Origin of the sequence: Rhodanobacter sp. L36, from assembly GCF_009765755.1 — a bacterium.
Taxonomy (GTDB): Bacteria; Pseudomonadota; Gammaproteobacteria; order Xanthomonadales; family Rhodanobacteraceae; genus Rhodanobacter.
Genome location: NZ_LMUV01000011.1, coordinates 1,739,734 through 1,756,736, shown reverse-complemented (window position 1 = coordinate 1,756,736; position 17,003 = coordinate 1,739,734). Strand labels below are relative to the sequence as shown.

The 17,003-nt window shown below is 59.0% G+C and carries 9 protein-coding genes; 3 read left to right on the top strand and 6 right to left on the bottom strand.

Features of this window, described 5'->3' with window-relative positions; all coding sequences use genetic code 11:
* Both GSQ73_RS17715 and GSQ73_RS17710 read right to left on the bottom strand, forming a co-directional pair.
* Window positions 1-5,254 (bottom strand): hypothetical protein (locus GSQ73_RS17715; RefSeq protein WP_216844805.1); only part of this gene is annotated, 5,254 nt, incomplete at its 3' end.
* A 96-nt stretch (window positions 5,255-5,350) separates the two neighbouring features.
* A complete protein-coding gene (locus tag GSQ73_RS17710; protein ID WP_254063447.1) occupies window positions 5,351-7,204 on the bottom strand; it encodes a protease pro-enzyme activation domain-containing protein in 1,854 nt (617 codons plus the stop codon).
* A 344-nt stretch (window positions 7,205-7,548) separates the two neighbouring features.
* Here GSQ73_RS17710 and GSQ73_RS17705 point away from each other — a divergent pair, with 344 nt between their 5' ends.
* A complete protein-coding gene (locus tag GSQ73_RS17705) occupies window positions 7,549-10,623 on the top strand; it encodes a sensor histidine kinase (RefSeq protein WP_158886343.1) in 3,075 nt (1,024 codons plus the stop codon).
* Complete coding sequence (locus GSQ73_RS17700; protein ID WP_158886341.1) at window positions 10,620-11,249, top strand: response regulator transcription factor; 630 nt, start codon at window positions 10,620-10,622, stop codon at window positions 11,247-11,249. The genes GSQ73_RS17705 and GSQ73_RS17700 overlap by 4 nt, the downstream gene beginning before the upstream one ends.
* 187 nt (window positions 11,250-11,436) lie before the next feature.
* Here GSQ73_RS17700 and terL read toward each other — a convergent pair whose 3' ends face one another.
* The 4 genes from terL to GSQ73_RS17680 all read right to left on the bottom strand — a co-directional run bounded on the left by terL (window position 11,437) and on the right by GSQ73_RS17680 (window position 15,266).
* Window positions 11,437-12,888 carry a phage terminase large subunit gene (gene terL, locus GSQ73_RS17695; protein ID WP_158886339.1) on the bottom strand — a complete coding sequence of 484 codons (1,452 nt, stop codon included), beginning with the start codon at window positions 12,886-12,888 and terminating at the stop codon, window positions 11,437-11,439.
* On the bottom strand, window positions 12,885-13,256 hold the full coding sequence (locus GSQ73_RS17690) for a DUF5681 domain-containing protein (protein WP_158886337.1): 372 nt from the start codon (window positions 13,254-13,256) through the stop codon (window positions 12,885-12,887). Before GSQ73_RS17690 ends, terL begins: the two co-directional genes overlap by 4 nt.
* Complete coding sequence (locus tag GSQ73_RS17685; protein ID WP_158886335.1) at window positions 13,249-14,601, bottom strand: DNA methyltransferase; 1,353 nt, start codon at window positions 14,599-14,601, stop codon at window positions 13,249-13,251. Before GSQ73_RS17685 ends, GSQ73_RS17690 begins: the two co-directional genes overlap by 8 nt.
* Before the next feature lie 83 nt (window positions 14,602-14,684).
* Complete coding sequence (locus GSQ73_RS17680) at window positions 14,685-15,266, bottom strand: hypothetical protein (protein ID WP_158886333.1); 582 nt, start codon at window positions 15,264-15,266, stop codon at window positions 14,685-14,687.
* Between the two features lie 839 nt (window positions 15,267-16,105).
* Here GSQ73_RS17680 and GSQ73_RS17675 point away from each other — a divergent pair.
* Complete coding sequence (locus tag GSQ73_RS17675) at window positions 16,106-16,471, top strand: YciI family protein (protein ID WP_158886331.1); 366 nt, start codon at window positions 16,106-16,108, stop codon at window positions 16,469-16,471.
* Window positions 16,472-17,003: the final 532 nt, after the last annotated feature.

Genomic DNA, 17,003 nt, shown 5'->3' with positions numbered 1-17,003 from the left:
TGGTGAAGTCCATTTCGCGGAACGACGCATCCAGATACACGCCATCGGCGGAGATCCAGGTGATGTAGCCGCCGCCGGTGGTGCCCTTGATGCGGGCCGAGCCGTTGTTGCCGCTGTCCAGATGCTGGTTGGCCTGATCCTTGGCGACCAGCAGGCCCGCTTTCAGCTCATCGGTGAAAGCAAAGTCGATGCCGACTTCCTGTCCGGTGTTGCTCTGGTCGAAGGAGAACGCGCCGCCCTGACCGAAGTTGCCGGCGTTGTGGCTGGGATCGATCGTGCCGCTGTCGCCGAACACGCGCGTCCACAGACTCACGCCGCCCTTGAGCGTCTGGCTGACCGCACCCATGCGCTGCTGCAGCGTGCCGATCTGGCTGTTCATCAGGTTCTGCGCACCCGGCGCCGCCGAGACGGCCAGCGTGCCCAGGTTGCTCAGGCCGCTGACGTCTTCGGCAAAGCCGATCGCCTGTCCCGAAGCGAACGCGGCGGGCGAGAACGTGCCGTTGATGGGCGACACGGGGTTGGCCGCCGCAGCGGACGTTGACGTCGATGTCGATGTCGAGGACTTCGGTGCGGTGAGGCCGAGCGAGAACGTGTCGTTCTTGACGTTGCTCGGATCGATGTTGCTGACCAGCACGTCGAGGAAGCTCTTGTCCTGCACCACCGTGCCGAGCACGAACTCACCGGCGGTCGAGGTACCACTGACCGTGATCAGCGGAATGATCGTCGACGCGCTGGTTGGATCATCCAGCAGATGCAGGTTGACCTGATTGACGGTGCCGGCGATCACGTTGCCGTGAATCTGCAACTGATCGGCGGTGCCGTGCAGGCCACTGACGTCCAGCGCGATGATGCCGTGGCCGCCGAAGTCGCCGTTGATCGCCAGCGTGTCGCCGACGGCGTTGTTCTGGAAGTTCAACGTGCCGTTGTTCATGAAGGCGTTCGGTGTGGGCGCACCCATGTCGATCGTGTTGGCCCCCACGACCGTGATCACGCCACCGGTGGCATTGGTGAAGCGGTTGCTGCCCAGCGCGCCGGGGTTGCCGAAGTCGATGTCGCTGACGTTGAGGTTGATGGTGCCGACGTTGCGGAAGAAGTCGTTGCCCGCGCCGAGCGTGTTGATGCCCGCGGCATTCCAGATCGCACCGGCATTGTTGGTGAAGCTGAAGTTGCCGGCACCATTGCGCAGCTTGCCGGTGATCGTGCCGTAGTTCTGGATCACCGCATTGGGCGCATTCGTTTCCACCGCGATGCCATTGGTGTGCACCACCGTGGGCCGCGCGACGATCAGGCCGTTGTTGATCAGCGTCGCGGTGGTACCGGAGGTCAGATTGACCGTCACCGCATGCGCAGCGTTGGCGTGGATGTCTCCGCTGTTGGTGAAGGACAAGGCGCCCGGTGTGACCAGCTGCACACCGGTGGCGGTGCCGTTGATACCGGTGGAGATCGCCTTGATCGTGCCGCTATTGCTGGCCGTCACACTCGCGCCCGAAGCGAACACGCCGGTGGCACTCGTCGTGCCGCCATTGGCGGTCGCCACGATGAAGCTCTTCGTGCCCAATGCGAGGGTGATGGTGTTGGCGGTCGCGGAAATGCCGGTGGAGGTCGATATGCCCGGCGAGGTTGATGTCGCATTCAACATGCCGTTGTTGATGATGTGCGCGAAGCTTTCCATTGCAGCATCGGTAGCGTAAATATCGCGGGCTATCGCCGAGCCTGTGGCGTCGTTTGCGACAAGCGCTGTCGCCGTCACGCTGCCTTCGTTGTCGATGGTGATGCCGTGACCGGCGCTGACAAGAGACGAACCGTAGTTGCCTACCGAGACCTGGCCGATGATGCCGTTCGCAACAGCTGAATCACCATTGGCATCGGTCGATTTCGCAGACACGCTGATGGAACCGCCAACGCTATTGGTCAACGTGATGTCGCCCAGTGCCAAGGTCGATGGCACGCCGTCGTAGACTTTGCTGTAGCCGCCCGTGCTGGGGTCGTAGGTGTACGTATAGGCCTTGGTGAAATTGTAGTCGCCGACCCTGCTGGTGACTGCGATGCCATTGGCAGTGGTCACGCCGTTGTCGGCTCCGCCCGCCACATAGTGATCGGTCTGCGCGCTGGCGGTAATCGTGCCAGCGTTCGTGACGACAGCATCACCATAGGTGCTCGTGGCGAGGATGCCGGAAGCTGTATTGGAAGGGCCGAACTGTACCGACTGACCGACGTAAGTGCGTGGCGGCGGCGGCTCGACCTGCAGCGTGTGGCTGGAAAGCAGGGAGGCACTGATCGAGCCGGTATTGGTGATGCTGGTGTCGCCGAAGCCTATGCCAAGGAATGACACGTACCTCTGCGGCGTTCCGTTATAGGCGAAAATGCCCACGGCCTCGCCAGGCTGCTGATTGTTTTCATGCGTCGCCACCGTGATGTCGCTGGCGTTGGTGATGATCGCGCCGTCTTGGTAGTTGACGGTATGGATGCCCGCTGCGCCAGCACTGGCGCCTGCGTATTGACCCGTCCGGTTGTTGACGGTGGCGTTGACAACGACCGGACCACTGTTGTCGACCGTTAAAGCATCGTCATGCGCAGAAAACGCCAGAATCCCTTGCGATCTCTGTTGGCTAGACACGCCGACATAGCCGGAATTGTTTATCGCTACATCGATGCCGGGATAGTTTCCAGAGATCGCACCGCTGGTATATGCGCGCAAACCGATCGACTGATTGGAAGCGATGACAGACACGCTGCCGGTGTTGTCCAGCACGACACTGCCCACGCCGGGAACAATGGGGTTACCAGCAGCCGCCGTCATGCCGGCCCCAACAAAATCATTGTTCAGCGTGATGCTGCCGGCGTTGTAGACCCCGGCTTTCGCATACTGGGAATCTGACCACATGCCATACCCCACGGTGGAGTCGATATGGATCTGCCCCGTATTGACCAAAAGGGCGTCGCCGCCACCATGGTAAGTCGGACTATCCTCGCGGCCGCTTCTTGCGTCCATGCCAAATGCTTCGCTGCCACTGTAGTTACGCCCGACCACCGGTGGGGAGACGACCGTGATGTCGCCGGCGTTGGTGGCGGACACGCTGCCGTACGCGCTCAGCACGTGCACGCCGAATAGCTGGCGGCTAGCGGCGCCAGCGCCACTGACAATGATGCTGCCAATATTGTCGACTGCTGATTTGCCGAGACTAGCGCCGTAGGCGTAGATGCCAGTTCCACCGTGCTGGGTATTCACCGCGATGGTGCCGGTATTGGAGACCGCGATGTCGCCACCGAAACTGGAAACGATCTTGATGCCGTAGCCGTATGGATTGATTCCAGCGCAGCCGCAGTCATTGACCTGATTGACCATGATGCTGCCGGCGTTGTTCACGATAGCCGCACCTAAGCCGAAGTTGGCGTAAGAATTGGGTGTTTCGAGAACCTCGATGCCGATCGGGTTGAGTCCTGTGGCGATAATCGAACCGCTCTGGGTATTGGTCACCGACGTCCCGCCATACGAGCCTGCAGCGATGCCGTTGACGAACCAAGGGCCGGTGGCGTTGACGTAACCGGAATTGACGACTGTGGTGATGGCGGTCGGACCGTACGTCCCTTCGGCGTTGAAAGCGCCCGCGCGGCTGACGGCAACAATGCCCTCCACCGTGGTTTTGTCAGTGGCGATCCCGAGCCGAACGGCGCTGTATCCGATGACCGAACCACTGTTGACGACGCTGACGGCGCCGTTATACGACTCTGCCGAGATACCTCGACCGTCGTTGTAAGCACCAGTGTGGCCAGCTACATAGCCCGTGTTCCCGACATAGACGTCGCTGCCTCCGAAAGCCTGAATGCCCGTGGTCTTGCCGTTATTCGAGAAGACAAAAATTCTGCCGTCGTTGTTGACACTGACTTTGCCGTCGGTGGCATGGGCCGATACGCCGATCGCGTGGTAGTCGCTCGCGCCAATGGCAACTCCACGAACGTATCCGGCAGCGCTGTTGGTAACAGCCACGTCCCCGCTGGTCGCACTCGCCAGCAATCCCGTTCCGTTGGCCTGATAGGAACCACCAAGGACGTAACTGGAATTGGTGATGCTGCTGCCCGCGGCGGAATCCGCTTCCAGGCCGATGCCATCCCCGTGAAAGTTGACCGACTGGATAAAGCCCGAATTGTCGATCGCCGATGTGCCGTTGGCCGACGACGCGAGGATGCCGATGGCGGCGTACGGGCCGCTGTTCTTGCTGACAACAGAGCCGCTGTTGGTCACGCTGGCGATACCGTTGTAAGTCCGCGCGCTGATGCCGATCGACTCGCCCAATGCGGAGGTCGCGTACACCTGCCCGGTGTTGTCGACCGAGCTGCCGAGTGCCGCGGAGGCCGAGATACCGATTGCCTGATCTTGTCCGCCCGTTGCGCTGATCGTGCCGGCATTGCTGACCGTGGCAAAACCGTTGGTCGAGGAAGCAATCAGGCCGATGGCCTGATAGTTGGTGGACTTTGCCGTAATGCTGCCGCCGTTGGTAACGCTGACGTCGCCGTTGTATGCCTGAGCCACCGCACCGACCGCGATGCCATTGAACGAGTTGGCAGTGATCGTTCCTTCGTTGCTGAAAACATTGTCGCCGAACGCCGATGCATACAAGGCGATGGCATTGCCATCCTGGGCGGTGGCGCTGATCGTGCCGGCAGCCTGGTTGTCGACCGTGACCTTGCCATTCACCGAGTAGGCGTTGACGGCAGTCACGTCGTAGACGCCGGCGCTGTATGCACTGATCGGGCCGTTGTTGATCACACTGACGTCGCCATATGCACTGATGTCGACCGCGTTGGCCCCGACCGCCGTGACGTTGGTGTCGATGCTGCCGTCGTTGCTCAACGTCGCCGATGTCGAACCGTACTGATGGACGCCATCGGCGCCGACGGTGGTTATGTCCGCATGGGTGACCAGACCGACGTTCCCGCCCCAACTCGCTTCGACACCGACCGTGCCGGCCGCGGGTGTGACGCTTGTCGGCGCGGTGTCGCCGAGAACCAGCGTCATGTCGACGACGGGGGCAAAGCTGGCATCGGGAAGATTGGCAAAGTCGCCGTTGCACGAAATGGTGTTGGGCGCCGGGTTGGCGACACAGGTGCCTGCCAGCGCGAGCCCGCTACCGGACAGCCCCAGCACCGTGAATGAAATGGCCAGCGCAGCGCGGATCGCGTGCGTTGTCGGCGCGAGTTTGAAGGCACCGTTGATGCGAGTCTTGTTTGGACGTCCGTACTTGTTGCCGTTCATTCCATAAGCCCCAGTTATTCCACTATGGATGTCGCATTCCGGCGGCGCGATTGCGCACGCCGGATGATCTCGTTGGTTCGCCTTGATGCTTGATGCCTAGCGTCGACCGACCGTTACCGCGATCGTTCGTGCGAGCAAGTAACCCACGCTGTCGGTCACCGTCTCGACGACGTTGTACGTGCCGGCCTTGGAGTAGATGTGGCTGGCGCTCGCCGCGGTGGATGTGCCGCCATCGCCGAAATTCCACGCACGCGAGACGACCGTGCCGGCGCTGTCGGTGGAGGTATCGGTGAACTTTGCGATCAGTCCGCTGCTGGTCGCACTGAAATTGACGACGAGCGTGGGCGGCGTGCCCAGATGCAGTATCGCCTTGTTGAGGATCATGCTGCCACGACCGCTGGCGAAGTCGTAACCGACCTTGGCCGACTCACCGCCGTTGTTGCCGACGGTGATGTCGTGGAAGTCCCCGCTCGGCAACTGATACAGCAACGGTGCGGCGAATCCGATACCGGTGCCTCTTACCGCCAGCACGCGCGACCACAGGCCCGCGAAGATCGGAGCCGCAAGACTGGTACCGCCCCAGGTTTGCAGGCCGCCGCCGGGGATAACGATGCTCGAACCCGAGTCCGGATCGCCGTCGAAGGCGACGTCGGGCAAGCCGCGTTTGGTACCTGAAACCAGCGAGCCCTGCCAGATCGGTTTCGGTTCGAATGTGCTCGGGCTGCCACCGCCCAGTGACCAGACGACTTCGCTGTTCCATGTGGTCGGCGATGCATCGAGCAAGGTGCCACCGACCGCAACGACATAGGGTGAATCCGCTGGCCAGCTTGGCGTGATGCCGCCGTTGCCGCATTCATCCGCACCGGTGTCACCGGTCGAAATGGAAAACGTCTGGCCTTGCGCAACAGCGGCCTGAAAAATCTGATCCGACGCCGCCGCCGATCCATCGGCGATTGCGCCCAACTCACATTCGCCCAGCGAGACATTGATGATCTTGGCTGCATTCGCCGTGACCACCGTGTTGAAGTCGGCCACCAGCGAGGGATTCTCGAAGGTCGCCATTTCGTAAAAGATGAGTTGGCCGACCTGCCCGCCGGCGGCGCCGACGGCATCCTGGCTGTCGAGATTCCACTCGATGGTTCCGCCCTGGTCGGGACCTGCTGCGCCAACGATCTGCGTCGTGACTCGAGCCAGGTGCTTGGCGTCGGTAAAGATATTCAGGTCGGCGATGGTGTTGTCGAGCGGACCCTCGGTGATGATGCCGATGGTGACGCCAGCGGCGGTCGCCACGCCGGTACCGCCGTAGATCGACGAGAACTCCGCCGGGTTGTGGCTGGTGATGGCGAGCGGATGCACCCCCGCATCAGGCTGCACGCGTTGCGCGAGGATGTGCGGCCGGTAAACGTTCTGCAATCCGATCACCGCGAGCACACTGTCCTGCAGACCGATCGGAAGATGTGCGTCGCCGTCGTTCGCGAATGCCACACGTCCCTCACGCGTTTGTACTCGCGCCAGCGATGTCTGAAACGCTGCCTGTGCAGTGCCAACTGTGCCATCCGCCGATACCAGCATGCGATTGGCCGAGATCGCCACGTTCGTGTAGCCCATGCGGCTCAGGTACGTCGCGACCGCTTGCGCCTGTCTTTGCGTCGGCGAATGTTTTGCAGAGAACTGCGCCGACGTCAGCGTTTGATGGGCAGCGATGAGACTGTCCAGTTGCGCGCTGTTCTGCAACTTGAGTACGACCACGATCGGCATGGGCTGCGTATGCGGTAGCACACCGGTGAAAGCATCGCCCGGGCGCAGCACGGTGGCTCGCGCCATCGCAGGACTTGAGCCCGCGGCGATATCGCTGGCTCGCGCGGACGTCACGGTGGCAGCGGCAAGGGCAAGCGATATCGTCATCGCCAGCGCAGGGAAGGAGGAGTTGCGAAGCGTCGTTGGTTTCATTGGTTCCACACTCGGTTGGTGGTGCACGGAAGCACGAGAGACTCTGCAAAAGGATTGGCGGCCGGATGTGCCGTTTGAACTTGATATTCCTGGCATCGCGATCCGTCACACATTGCCATTGCTCGACTCGCCTCGCGCTTGAAAGCTAACCTTGCCCGCGATCAACCAATGATCGGGCGGTTCGAAGAGTCCCGAAACCACAAAACGAGTAGGTTTATACCTACTCGGACGAGTAGGTTGAAGTTCGACGGCTCGCTGTAGCCTGTGGCAACTATTGCACCGCACATTTCTTTCTGAAATTTATCGCCGTTATTCCTTTTTCCTGAATTGCGAGCAGCAATGCCGTGTTTGTCAAACAGAACTACGTGACGACTGCATTGCCTTCTGGCGCCAGCCGATTCATGGAAAGCTCGCCAGCGCATTTGGGTCGGCTGGCGGTCGGACTGCTTTGTCTGCTGCTTCCATTGCAGTCTGCAATCGCGCTCGATTCGCGCAAGGCCATCACCCAGTATGTTCATTCGACCTGGCAGATCGAGGACGGCCTTCCCCAGAATGGTGTTACCAGGATTCTGGAAACCCGGGATGGTTATCTGTGGGTCGGCACACAGGCAGGTCTTGCCCGTTTCGACGGAGTCAGTTTCACCACGTTTGACCACACCAATACACCGTCGCTTGATCGCGATTTCATTTCGGATCTTGTCGAAGACAGCAACAGCACACTCTGGATAGCCACGAGAAATGGCGGCGTCGCGACGCTTCACGATGGCCTTTTTTCCCGCATAGCCAGCATCGGTCCGCGTGGCGGCACCGTGCTCGCCAACGACCCGGATGGCAGTCTGTGGATCGGCGGCTACGGCGGTTTGAAACATTTCAGGAACGGGCTGTTGATCAGGACGTACACGATCGCCGACGGCTTGTCGGGCGATCCGGTCAAGCGCCTGGTGATCGACAAGGACCATGCCTTGTGGATCGGCTCTCCCGGCGGCGTGAATCGTCTGAGCGAGGGCAAGATGCAGAGTTACTCCGTCGCCGATGGCTTGCCCGGTAGCGACGTGACGAATCTGCGCCTGATCGCGGACGGCACGCTGCTGGTGAAGACTCAGAACGCTGAATTCGTGCAATGGGTGCACGATCATTTCGAGGCATGGCACATTCCCGGCGTCGCCAGCAGCAATGTCCACGACGTGCTGTCGGATCGCGACGGAAACATCTGGCTGGGCAGCGGCACCGAAGGACTCATGCGGATCGGCGGCAACAAAGTCAGCCGATTTACCGCAGAGGACGGACTGATCAGCAATGTCGTGGATCAACTATACGAGGACCACGACGGCAACGTTTGGGTGGGCACGTCGTCGGCTGGCTTGCAGCGTTTCAGGGATGGGAGTTTCACGACATTTGCAAAGGCGGAAGGTCTTTCCGACGATCGAACCTATGCGGTGATCGAGGACAGCCGGAGCGATATCTGGACGACGGGGCCTGACGGTCTGCATCAGCTGCATGGTGGAGAAATTCGCGCCTATAAAACTGCGGACAAGACACTCTATCCGTGGTCGATGTGGACGGATCACGCTTCCAGTCTCCTGGTCGGAACGTCCAAGAAATTGATGCAGATGGTCCACGGTTCGCCTGCACTTTCACCTGCGGCGTGCACGGGCGTTCCGCCGTATCTGATGAATGGAATCATTGAGGACAGCGCCCATCAAATATGGGTGGCAACCCTTGGCGGCGGATTGGCGCGGTGTCTGGATGGCAAGGTCACCGGGTTGTTTACCGCGTCGACCGGACTGTTGAGCAACGCGCTCTATGCCATTGCGCAAGGACCGGACGGCACGATCTGGACAGGCAGCGACAACGGGCTGAACAGCATCAGCAACGACCATGTCACGAGCTATCCGAAGTTGAACGGCCTGTCCAATATATGGGTCGTCTCGCTCTACTTCGACAGCAAGGGCATTCTTTGGATCGGCACGTTCGGGCAAGGCCTGTTTCGAATGGAAGGTGGCCATCTCACGCAATACACGTCGCGCGAGGGACTGCAGAACGACTCCGTGTACAGCATCCTGGAGGACAACGCCGAGAACCTGTGGATCGGATCGGACAACGGTATTTCCCAAATTACCCGCCAGGATCTGGATGCGGTTGCCGCTGGCTCTCGCGCCGCGGTCACATCAACGGTATTCGGCAAGGCCGATGGCATGAAGAGCAGCGACGCGAGCGGCGGAACACAGCCCAATGCATGGCGCGGACGCGATGGACGGCTCTGGTTTCCCACCGGTCGTGGCGTTGTTGTCGTCGATCCAGCGCGCTTGAAGCTCAACGATCGCGCGCCACCTTCGCGCGTCGAACAGTTGATCGCCGACGAGACGCGCGTCGATCTTGCGACGGCCGTGCGATTGCAGCCGGGAACCCGCAGGCTGGAAATTCGCTACACGGCACCAAACCTTTCATCCCCGGAACGAACCCAATTTCGCTATCGACTGGATGGCTTCGACGAGCAATGGATCCCGGGCGGCAACCAACGTGTGGCTCACTACACCAACCTGCCGCCGGGGCAATATACATTCCACGTGAATGCAAGAGTCGCGACCGGACCATGGAGCACGCAGGAAGGCGTGCTCGCTTTCGCGCTGAGTCCTCAATTTTACCAGACCCTGTGGTTTCGTCTGCTCTGTGCGCTGGCGCTCGTATCGCTGTTGTGGGGCGCCTATCGACTGCGTGTCAGCTTCCTGCACGCACGTGCAGCCGTCCTCGAAGAGCGCCAGCGAATCGCGCGCGAAATTCATGACAGCCTCTCGCAGAGCCTGAGCGGCATACTCTTTCAGACCGAAGCCGCGTTGATCAGCATGCGGCGTGCGCCGGACATGACGTCAACCCATCTGATATCGGCACGCGATCTGGCTCAGAGCAGCCTGGACGATGCGCGCTATTCGGTGTGGAATCTGAGTCCTCCGGTGCTCGATCAGAAAAATCTTTCCGAATCCCTCGCGTTGATGGCCCGACAGCTTGCGCACGGACGCGTGGAAGAGCTGGACATCCAGTCCACCGGCATGGCGTGGGACATGCAGCCCGAAGCAAAACACCATGTGGTCATGATTGCGCAAGAGGCGATCTCCAATGCCATACAGCATGGCGCGGCGCGCACGATCACGGTGAACCTGAGTTTCGATGACGATGCCTTGAGCGTTGACGTCTCGGACGACGGCAGCGGCTTTTCCCAAGGTTCGGATGTGCGCGTTCCCGCGCGAGGTTACGGGTTGCGAAACATGCGACATCGTTCGAACAGTCTTGGAGCGACACTTTCGGTAACCAGTCAGATCGGTAGCGGAACGCGAGTCGTGCTTTTTGTCCCTCGCCTCAGTGGCGCGGCGATCCTTTGGCGCCGTTTGCGCGGCAGCCCCATTGCGAGAATCGATTCATGAACATACAAGCTGGAATAAAGGTTTTGGTCGTCGACGACCATCCTGTGGTGCGCGCCGGCTTGTGCGCGATCGTTGGCTACCAGGAAGACCTGGAGCTCGTCGGCGAGGCCGCCAATGCGGCGGAAGCCATTGCGCTTTTTATGCTGCGCGAGCCAGATATCACCCTCGTTGATTTATCGCTTCCGGACATGAATGGCATCGAGCTCATTTCAGTGTTGCGCACCAAGTCGTCCACCGCACAATTCATCGTGCTGACGGCGAACGCTGGCGGCGGTGAAATCGGCAAGGCGCTGCACGCGGGCGCGCATGCGTACCTGTTCAAGAATGCGCCGTCCGACGAATTACTGAGCGCAATCCGGACGGTATTCCGTGGTGGCCGATACATGTCGGCTACGGCCGGAAAAATGGCTGACGAAAGTTCGAGTTGTCCCGATCTAACCGCTCGCGAATTGGAAGTCTTGCAGTGGCTCGCCCGCGGTCATAGCAATCTCCAGATGGCAAAGGAAATGAGCGTCACCGAAGACACCGTGAAATTCCACGTGGGCAATGTGCTCGGCAAACTCGACGTGACTTCCAGAAGTAAAGCCGTCGCTCTCAGCCACAAATTGGGTTTAGTGCGCTCGTGAGCTTGAAGCTCTCCCGGGACACCTTGGTACGGAAAACTGATGTTCAGAGAGACCTACGAGTGCTCGAACGCTAGTGTTCCCAAACAAGCTGCGCCTAAAGCGCTAGTTTCTAGCTCTCACACGGGTCGAAGCGATACGTGCCACCATCCATCTTGAAGAACATACACTTGATGCCATTTTCCGCTCCCTAGCGGCGGCTCAAAGTCGCCATCGCATCTTGTTTAAGCAGCTCTCGCATGAAGACGAGATAGGCCGGTTCATCGAAGCCCTTCTTGATCCACGCCAAAGCCTGTGCGGTTGAATCGACTTGGTCGTCGTTCTTGCCTTTCGGAAATGTCGTGAGTTCCTGGATGTACACGGGCAACCAAGGAGCCTCTTCCGGGAAATAAACGATGCCGTTTTCGATCATGGCGGTTTGGGCAAGCATGCGCATGACCTTTTCGCCTTCCGGCTTGACACCCGTCGCTTGGTATCGCTGTTCCTGGCGGAGCTCCTGTACCAGCTGGGTACCCGATGCCTTGTCTTCGATCAAAATTGTTTGCGGTTTCCAGAGCTCCGCTTGCGCGTGTACGGCACGCTTCAGATCGGGGTATTCCATACGGCGACGCAGAACATCCAAGAGGTAAACCTTCTTGTTGGACACGCCCCACGTCGTGCACACGCTGCAGTCCGCCAAGTCTGACACCTTGTTCGCGGTGTCCCACGACTGCACGATCTGATCGAACTGATGCGGTCGCTCATAAGAGCTGTAGCGTTTCATCCAGTCGAGTTTGACGAAGCCGCCACCCAGCGGGACCGGTGACTGCAGGTACTGCGCCGAAAAATGATATTCACCCAACGCGAGCCGAATCGCATCGAGTGTCGCTAGTGGCTCGCGCACCACATCCAGCACATCCCCTTCCTTGCGCGACGTTTCCATTTGCCGCCCGAAGCGTTCATAGCGAATCACTTCGTCATTCGGCGCAATGGCCGGCAGCGACAATATTTCCCAAGGTTCTTGTTCGAGCACATGGCCCACCAGATCGTCCAGGTGTAGTCGCTGCATCACAATGATGATGGCGCCGGTGGTCTTGTCGTTGAGCCGGGAATACAACGTGTGGTCATACCACTCGTTGGCATTGCGCCGCTGTGTGTCTGACAACGCCTCATCCGGCTTGGTAGGGTCATCGATGATCAAGATGTCGGCTCCGCGCCCTGTCAACACGCCACCGACCGAGGTTGCCATGCGTCCGCCGCCTTGAATGGTCGTGAAATCTGCCGCCGCACTGCGGTTCGCCGACAAACGCGTATGGAATACGCTTCGGTACCACGCGCTGCTCATCGTGAGGCGGGTATCGAGCGCAAGCTTGGTCGCCAGATCCTGGCCGTAGCTCACGCAGATGATGTTGCAGGAAGGATCGTGTCCCAGCAGCCAGGCAGGGAACGCCACCGATGTGCAGATCGATTTGAGGTTGCGCGGCGGCAAGTTGATGATCAGGCGGCGCGTTTTGCCAAGCCGCACATCGTTCAACTTCGACGCGATGGCATCGATGTGCCAGTTGGGATGGTAGGCGGCCGATTGGTTGAGCTCGTAGAAGACCCGTTCGACAAAACTGGAGAAGTCCTGCCGAAGAAGGGCGTCGATTTCTTGACGGATCATGATGCATTCCCTGCTTCACGAACGCGCTTCATCATGGTGTCCAGCACCCGCTGATCGTCGCGGCCCAACACATCGTCGTCCACTTCAGCGGGCTGCTCCAGCGTGTTACGGAGCCCCAGAATGATTTGAATGGCTTTGTTGTCGCCCTTGACCGCCTTGGTGGCCAGTTGCCGCAAGTACGCGGCCTCCATGGTGATCGTCTTGGTGCGTCCATTTTCCACAAAGGTGACGCGACGGTTGAGTTCCTTCCGCAACATGACCGCCACGGAAGGTAGCCGAGCGGCATGTCCGTTCGGATTCCCCGACTGCCCCTTCTTGAATTGACTGGCCTTCGGCGGCTTGCCATACCCCACTTCGTACTCACCCATGACGACGCTCCCCGGCACTGTTCAACAAGGTCGAACCACGCTCCGCGGCAATGGCATTGAACGGACGGCCATCACCCACCCTCGTTGCTTCCTGACCCGTGGCGCTTTGCCACCGACGGATAGCCACATCCACATACAGCGGATCTAGCTCGATGCCGAACGCCACACGACCCGTGCGTTCTGCCGCCAAGAGCGTGCTGCCACTACCCAGGAATGGGTCGAGCACCGTGTGGCCCGGATCGGTGCTATCGCGAATCGCCTCGGCAATGAGCGCTACCGGCTTCACGGTGGGATGCAGCGCCAGAAGGTTGCCCTCGCCTGTCGTGCGGCCGAACGTGTTGACACCCGCATAGCGCCAGACATTCGTCCGATAACGACCGAAGCGCCCGAGCTGGATGTTGTTGCGGTGTGGCGCACCCGGATGACGCAACACGAAGAACAGTTCGTGTTGGCTGCGATAGAAGCTACCCATGCCGCCGTTGTCCTTGGCCCAGACACAGAGGTTGAGCGAATCCAGACCCACCGCTTCGTAGGCATCGATCATCTCTTTGATGTGTCGCCAGTCCATCGCGAGGTAGACCAACGCACCCGGTTCGCTGTGGGCACGCATCAGTCCGATGCTTTGAGTGAGAAACGTCGTGAAGGCCTCGCGGCTCATTTCGCCTGAGGCCATCGCGAACTCACGATGGTGGATCGCGCCATTACCGCTGACGTGGCCATCAACCTTTACGTTATAGGGTGGATCAGAGAAAACGGCTTGGACCTTCTTGCCGTCCAGCAGTCGGTCATAGTCTTCAGCGAGCAATGCCGAGCCACAAAGAATCTGGTGCGGACCGAGCTGCCACAGATCGCCCAGCGTAGACACAGCTGCAGCATCGGCAGCAGGCAACTTCACCGTTTCGCTGACATCATCTTCGGCGCCGCGAATGCGAAACTCGATCTCAGGCATCTCAAAGCCGATGGCTTCCAGATCGAAATCGAGATCGGCCTTGCTCAGGATCGTCAGGTTCTCGGCCAGCAGGCGCTCGTCCCAAGACGAGTTATCTGAGAGCGCGTTGTCAGCAATGCGGTAGCCACGGATCTGGTGTTCCGTCAGGTGCTGCAGGCTGATCGTCGGCACCTCAGTCCAACCCAAGCGAATGACCGCCTGACGACGAGCCTCACCGGCGATGACCACATTGTCGTTGTCGATGAGCAGCGGATTGTTGAAGCCAAAGGCTTCGATGCTCTTGGCCAACTGACCGATCTGGCGAGCGGTGTGCTTGCGAGGATTGTCTGGACTAGATTTGAGGTCATCAATGCGACGGATGAGGATCTGTGCGGCGCCAATACGCTGTGTGGTCATGATGTCTCCATGGGGTACGAAGTTGCGAGCAACGAACAATCTATTTATGGGTATTTTTACCTCTAAATGGATAAATGAATGACTCAAAGCTTGGGCCCGGTCGGTGTGTAAGGCGCTTTCTCAGCGTAAACCACCATCGGGATCATCAAGGGCGTGAGCGCTATGGTCGTGGTGTTTGAACCGTTCATCAGTTGATCAAGCAAGTCTTCCAACGCCTCTGATGACAGATGGTTAGGGTCAACGATTTGGGTGTCGCCCGGGCGGGATGAGAAGCGGCCCTCGAAGCTGATGTAGAAGTCGTGCTGGTAGAGCGTGGTCTGATGTCTGGCTTTGAGTGCTCGGCGATCCGCATACGCAACCTCCGGAATACCTTTAAAGCAATCGCGATACGCCTTACGGATGACCGTACGCCGCTCAACAAGATGCTTCAGCAGTCGGGCGGGAACATTGCGCCGAAGCGCTTCAAAGGCGACGGCGACATCCATCAGATCGTAAAACGAGTACGTGACTCGATTGCCCCTACCCTTTTCTTGCGCACCACCGGCGAACGGAATGCCGATCTGTTTGAGGTAACGAAGCTGGTCCAGTACCGATTGCTCGGGCGTTTGCCCGCGGCAGACTGTCCAGGCGACCTGACCGCGAGTTAGTGCAAAACGAGGAACCATAGCGGTACGACTTATTAGAGGTAATTTATGCTTATCATGATCCGAACTTGGGCGATGTCAAGTTCGTACGGACTGAACAAGGTCAGAAAACCGAAGCGCAACGACACTGAGGAGTTGGGTTTGACCAGTTAACGGCAAAGGCCGCGATCATCGCTGCGTGGATCGCCTGCGAGCTTCACATGAAGCTCGGCGAGCCAACGGGCGAGTTAGTCGATAGGCTGCCGAATTGCCTCGAAGACTCTGTTCAGTCGTTGAAGCACTTGTGCCCGTGTGGGCCCGGGTGCGTACCTGGAGGACATACGAGTCCCGTTCTGGCGTCCTCAACACAACCCACCATTGAAGCGAGCACGAAGGAGCAAAGGATGAGGAAGACGCAACGCTTGAAGTTTTTCATGATTGGACGCCTTGAGTGGGTATATCGACACTGGCATCTAGAGTGTGAACAATGAGTGCGAGCTTGATTGGACCCAAGAGAGTCTGGAAGACTAGTTAGGCACAGAATCGACCAACTTTGCGTTGATCTTCTTACCGGCCTGAGTTGCGACCCAATGGCCACTGAGCGTCTGCCTTATGAGGCCTTTCATGAGAAGGGCCGCATAAAGGGTTCTTTCGTGCATCCCCTTATTCAGATCACTGCATACATCGCGAAGGACACTCTGTTCATCGCTTGGTAGTTTCATCGGGTCATATTTGTCCACCAAAACTTTCGGAAGTCTTTCAAGGCCAAGCCCTTGGGCTTTTCATGTCGATCGCGTGCACCTTCGTTCGTTTGGTAGTCAGGACCACGTCAAGGTAGTCGATGTGGCTGGCAGCCTGATCCGACCTACGGAGAGAATTTCATGACCACTGACACCAAAGTTGCAAATCAGCGTTACCTGATTTCGTTTGATGACGGCTCGATGGACCATATTCCTGAAGAAGATTGGTCCATGGTGGGTGAGGCAGCACATAAGGTGCTACGAGAGGCGAAGGCCGCAGGCGTCTGGATTTTCGGCTGCGGCATAGAGCGCCAGCAATCAACTGTCGTCGCGACAGATGGGGTCATCACACTCGGGCCTGTGCAGGAGACCAAGGCAGTTATCGGAGGGTTTTCGATTATCGAGGTTCCATCACGTGAAGCTGCGCATGGTTGGGCTGCCAAGATCGCTGCAGCATGTCGTTGCGCGCAGGAGGTTCGCGAGATTATGTTCGATCCGGAGTCGTGATATGAATCTGCCGGGTCACCCACCCCTACGATCCATCAAGGCCGACGTCGCTTCGCGGCGCGGCTTAACTCAGAGGTTGGTCGGACCCCTATTTCATCATCGTCTTTGTCCCGACGAAGGCAGCGGTTTCACGCGTACGGGAAATTTCCATGAAGATTTTCCCCACGGCCAGCGCGGTCGCCCTTCTCATTGGTGTCAGCGCGATCATGCACGCGCCAGCCGCAGCAAATCCTCAACGTGCAAGGCATTGGAGGCATGTGAGGCATCATGTCAGCAAGGTAACGTAGCGGACTTCGACAAAGTGAAGGAATTTTGCATGTTTGGGAGAACTTCCCAGCGTCTAGCGGTTGCAGCCTCACCGCCCGCCAAGAGCAATCCATTGAAATAATCTGTTCGGGCCATTGAACTAACTTGGTTGAAGAGTCCCGGACTCTGATTCCGGGCTTTTTGGTGGCTAATCGGCTGTTGCCAATGCGGGCCGTTTCATTCGGAGCAGTAACATACGATCGCTGCTAAGCCAGCCCTCCAACCA

Coding starts and splice junctions, on each gene's coding strand:
- GSQ73_RS17710 (WP_254063447.1), bottom strand. CDS start 7,204: ATGAAACCAACGACGCTTCGCAACTCCTCCTTCCCTGCGCTGGCGATG.
- GSQ73_RS17700 (WP_158886341.1), top strand. CDS start 10,620: ATGAACATACAAGCTGGAATAAAGGTTTTGGTCGTCGACGACCATCCT.
- terL (WP_158886339.1), bottom strand. CDS start 12,888: ATGATCCGTCAAGAAATCGACGCCCTTCTTCGGCAGGACTTCTCCAGT.
- GSQ73_RS17690 (WP_158886337.1), bottom strand. CDS start 13,256: ATGGGTGAGTACGAAGTGGGGTATGGCAAGCCGCCGAAGGCCAGTCAA.
- GSQ73_RS17685 (WP_158886335.1), bottom strand. CDS start 14,601: ATGACCACACAGCGTATTGGCGCCGCACAGATCCTCATCCGTCGCATT.
- GSQ73_RS17680 (WP_158886333.1), bottom strand. CDS start 15,266: ATGGTTCCTCGTTTTGCACTAACTCGCGGTCAGGTCGCCTGGACAGTC.
- GSQ73_RS17675 (WP_158886331.1), top strand. CDS start 16,106: ATGACCACTGACACCAAAGTTGCAAATCAGCGTTACCTGATTTCGTTT.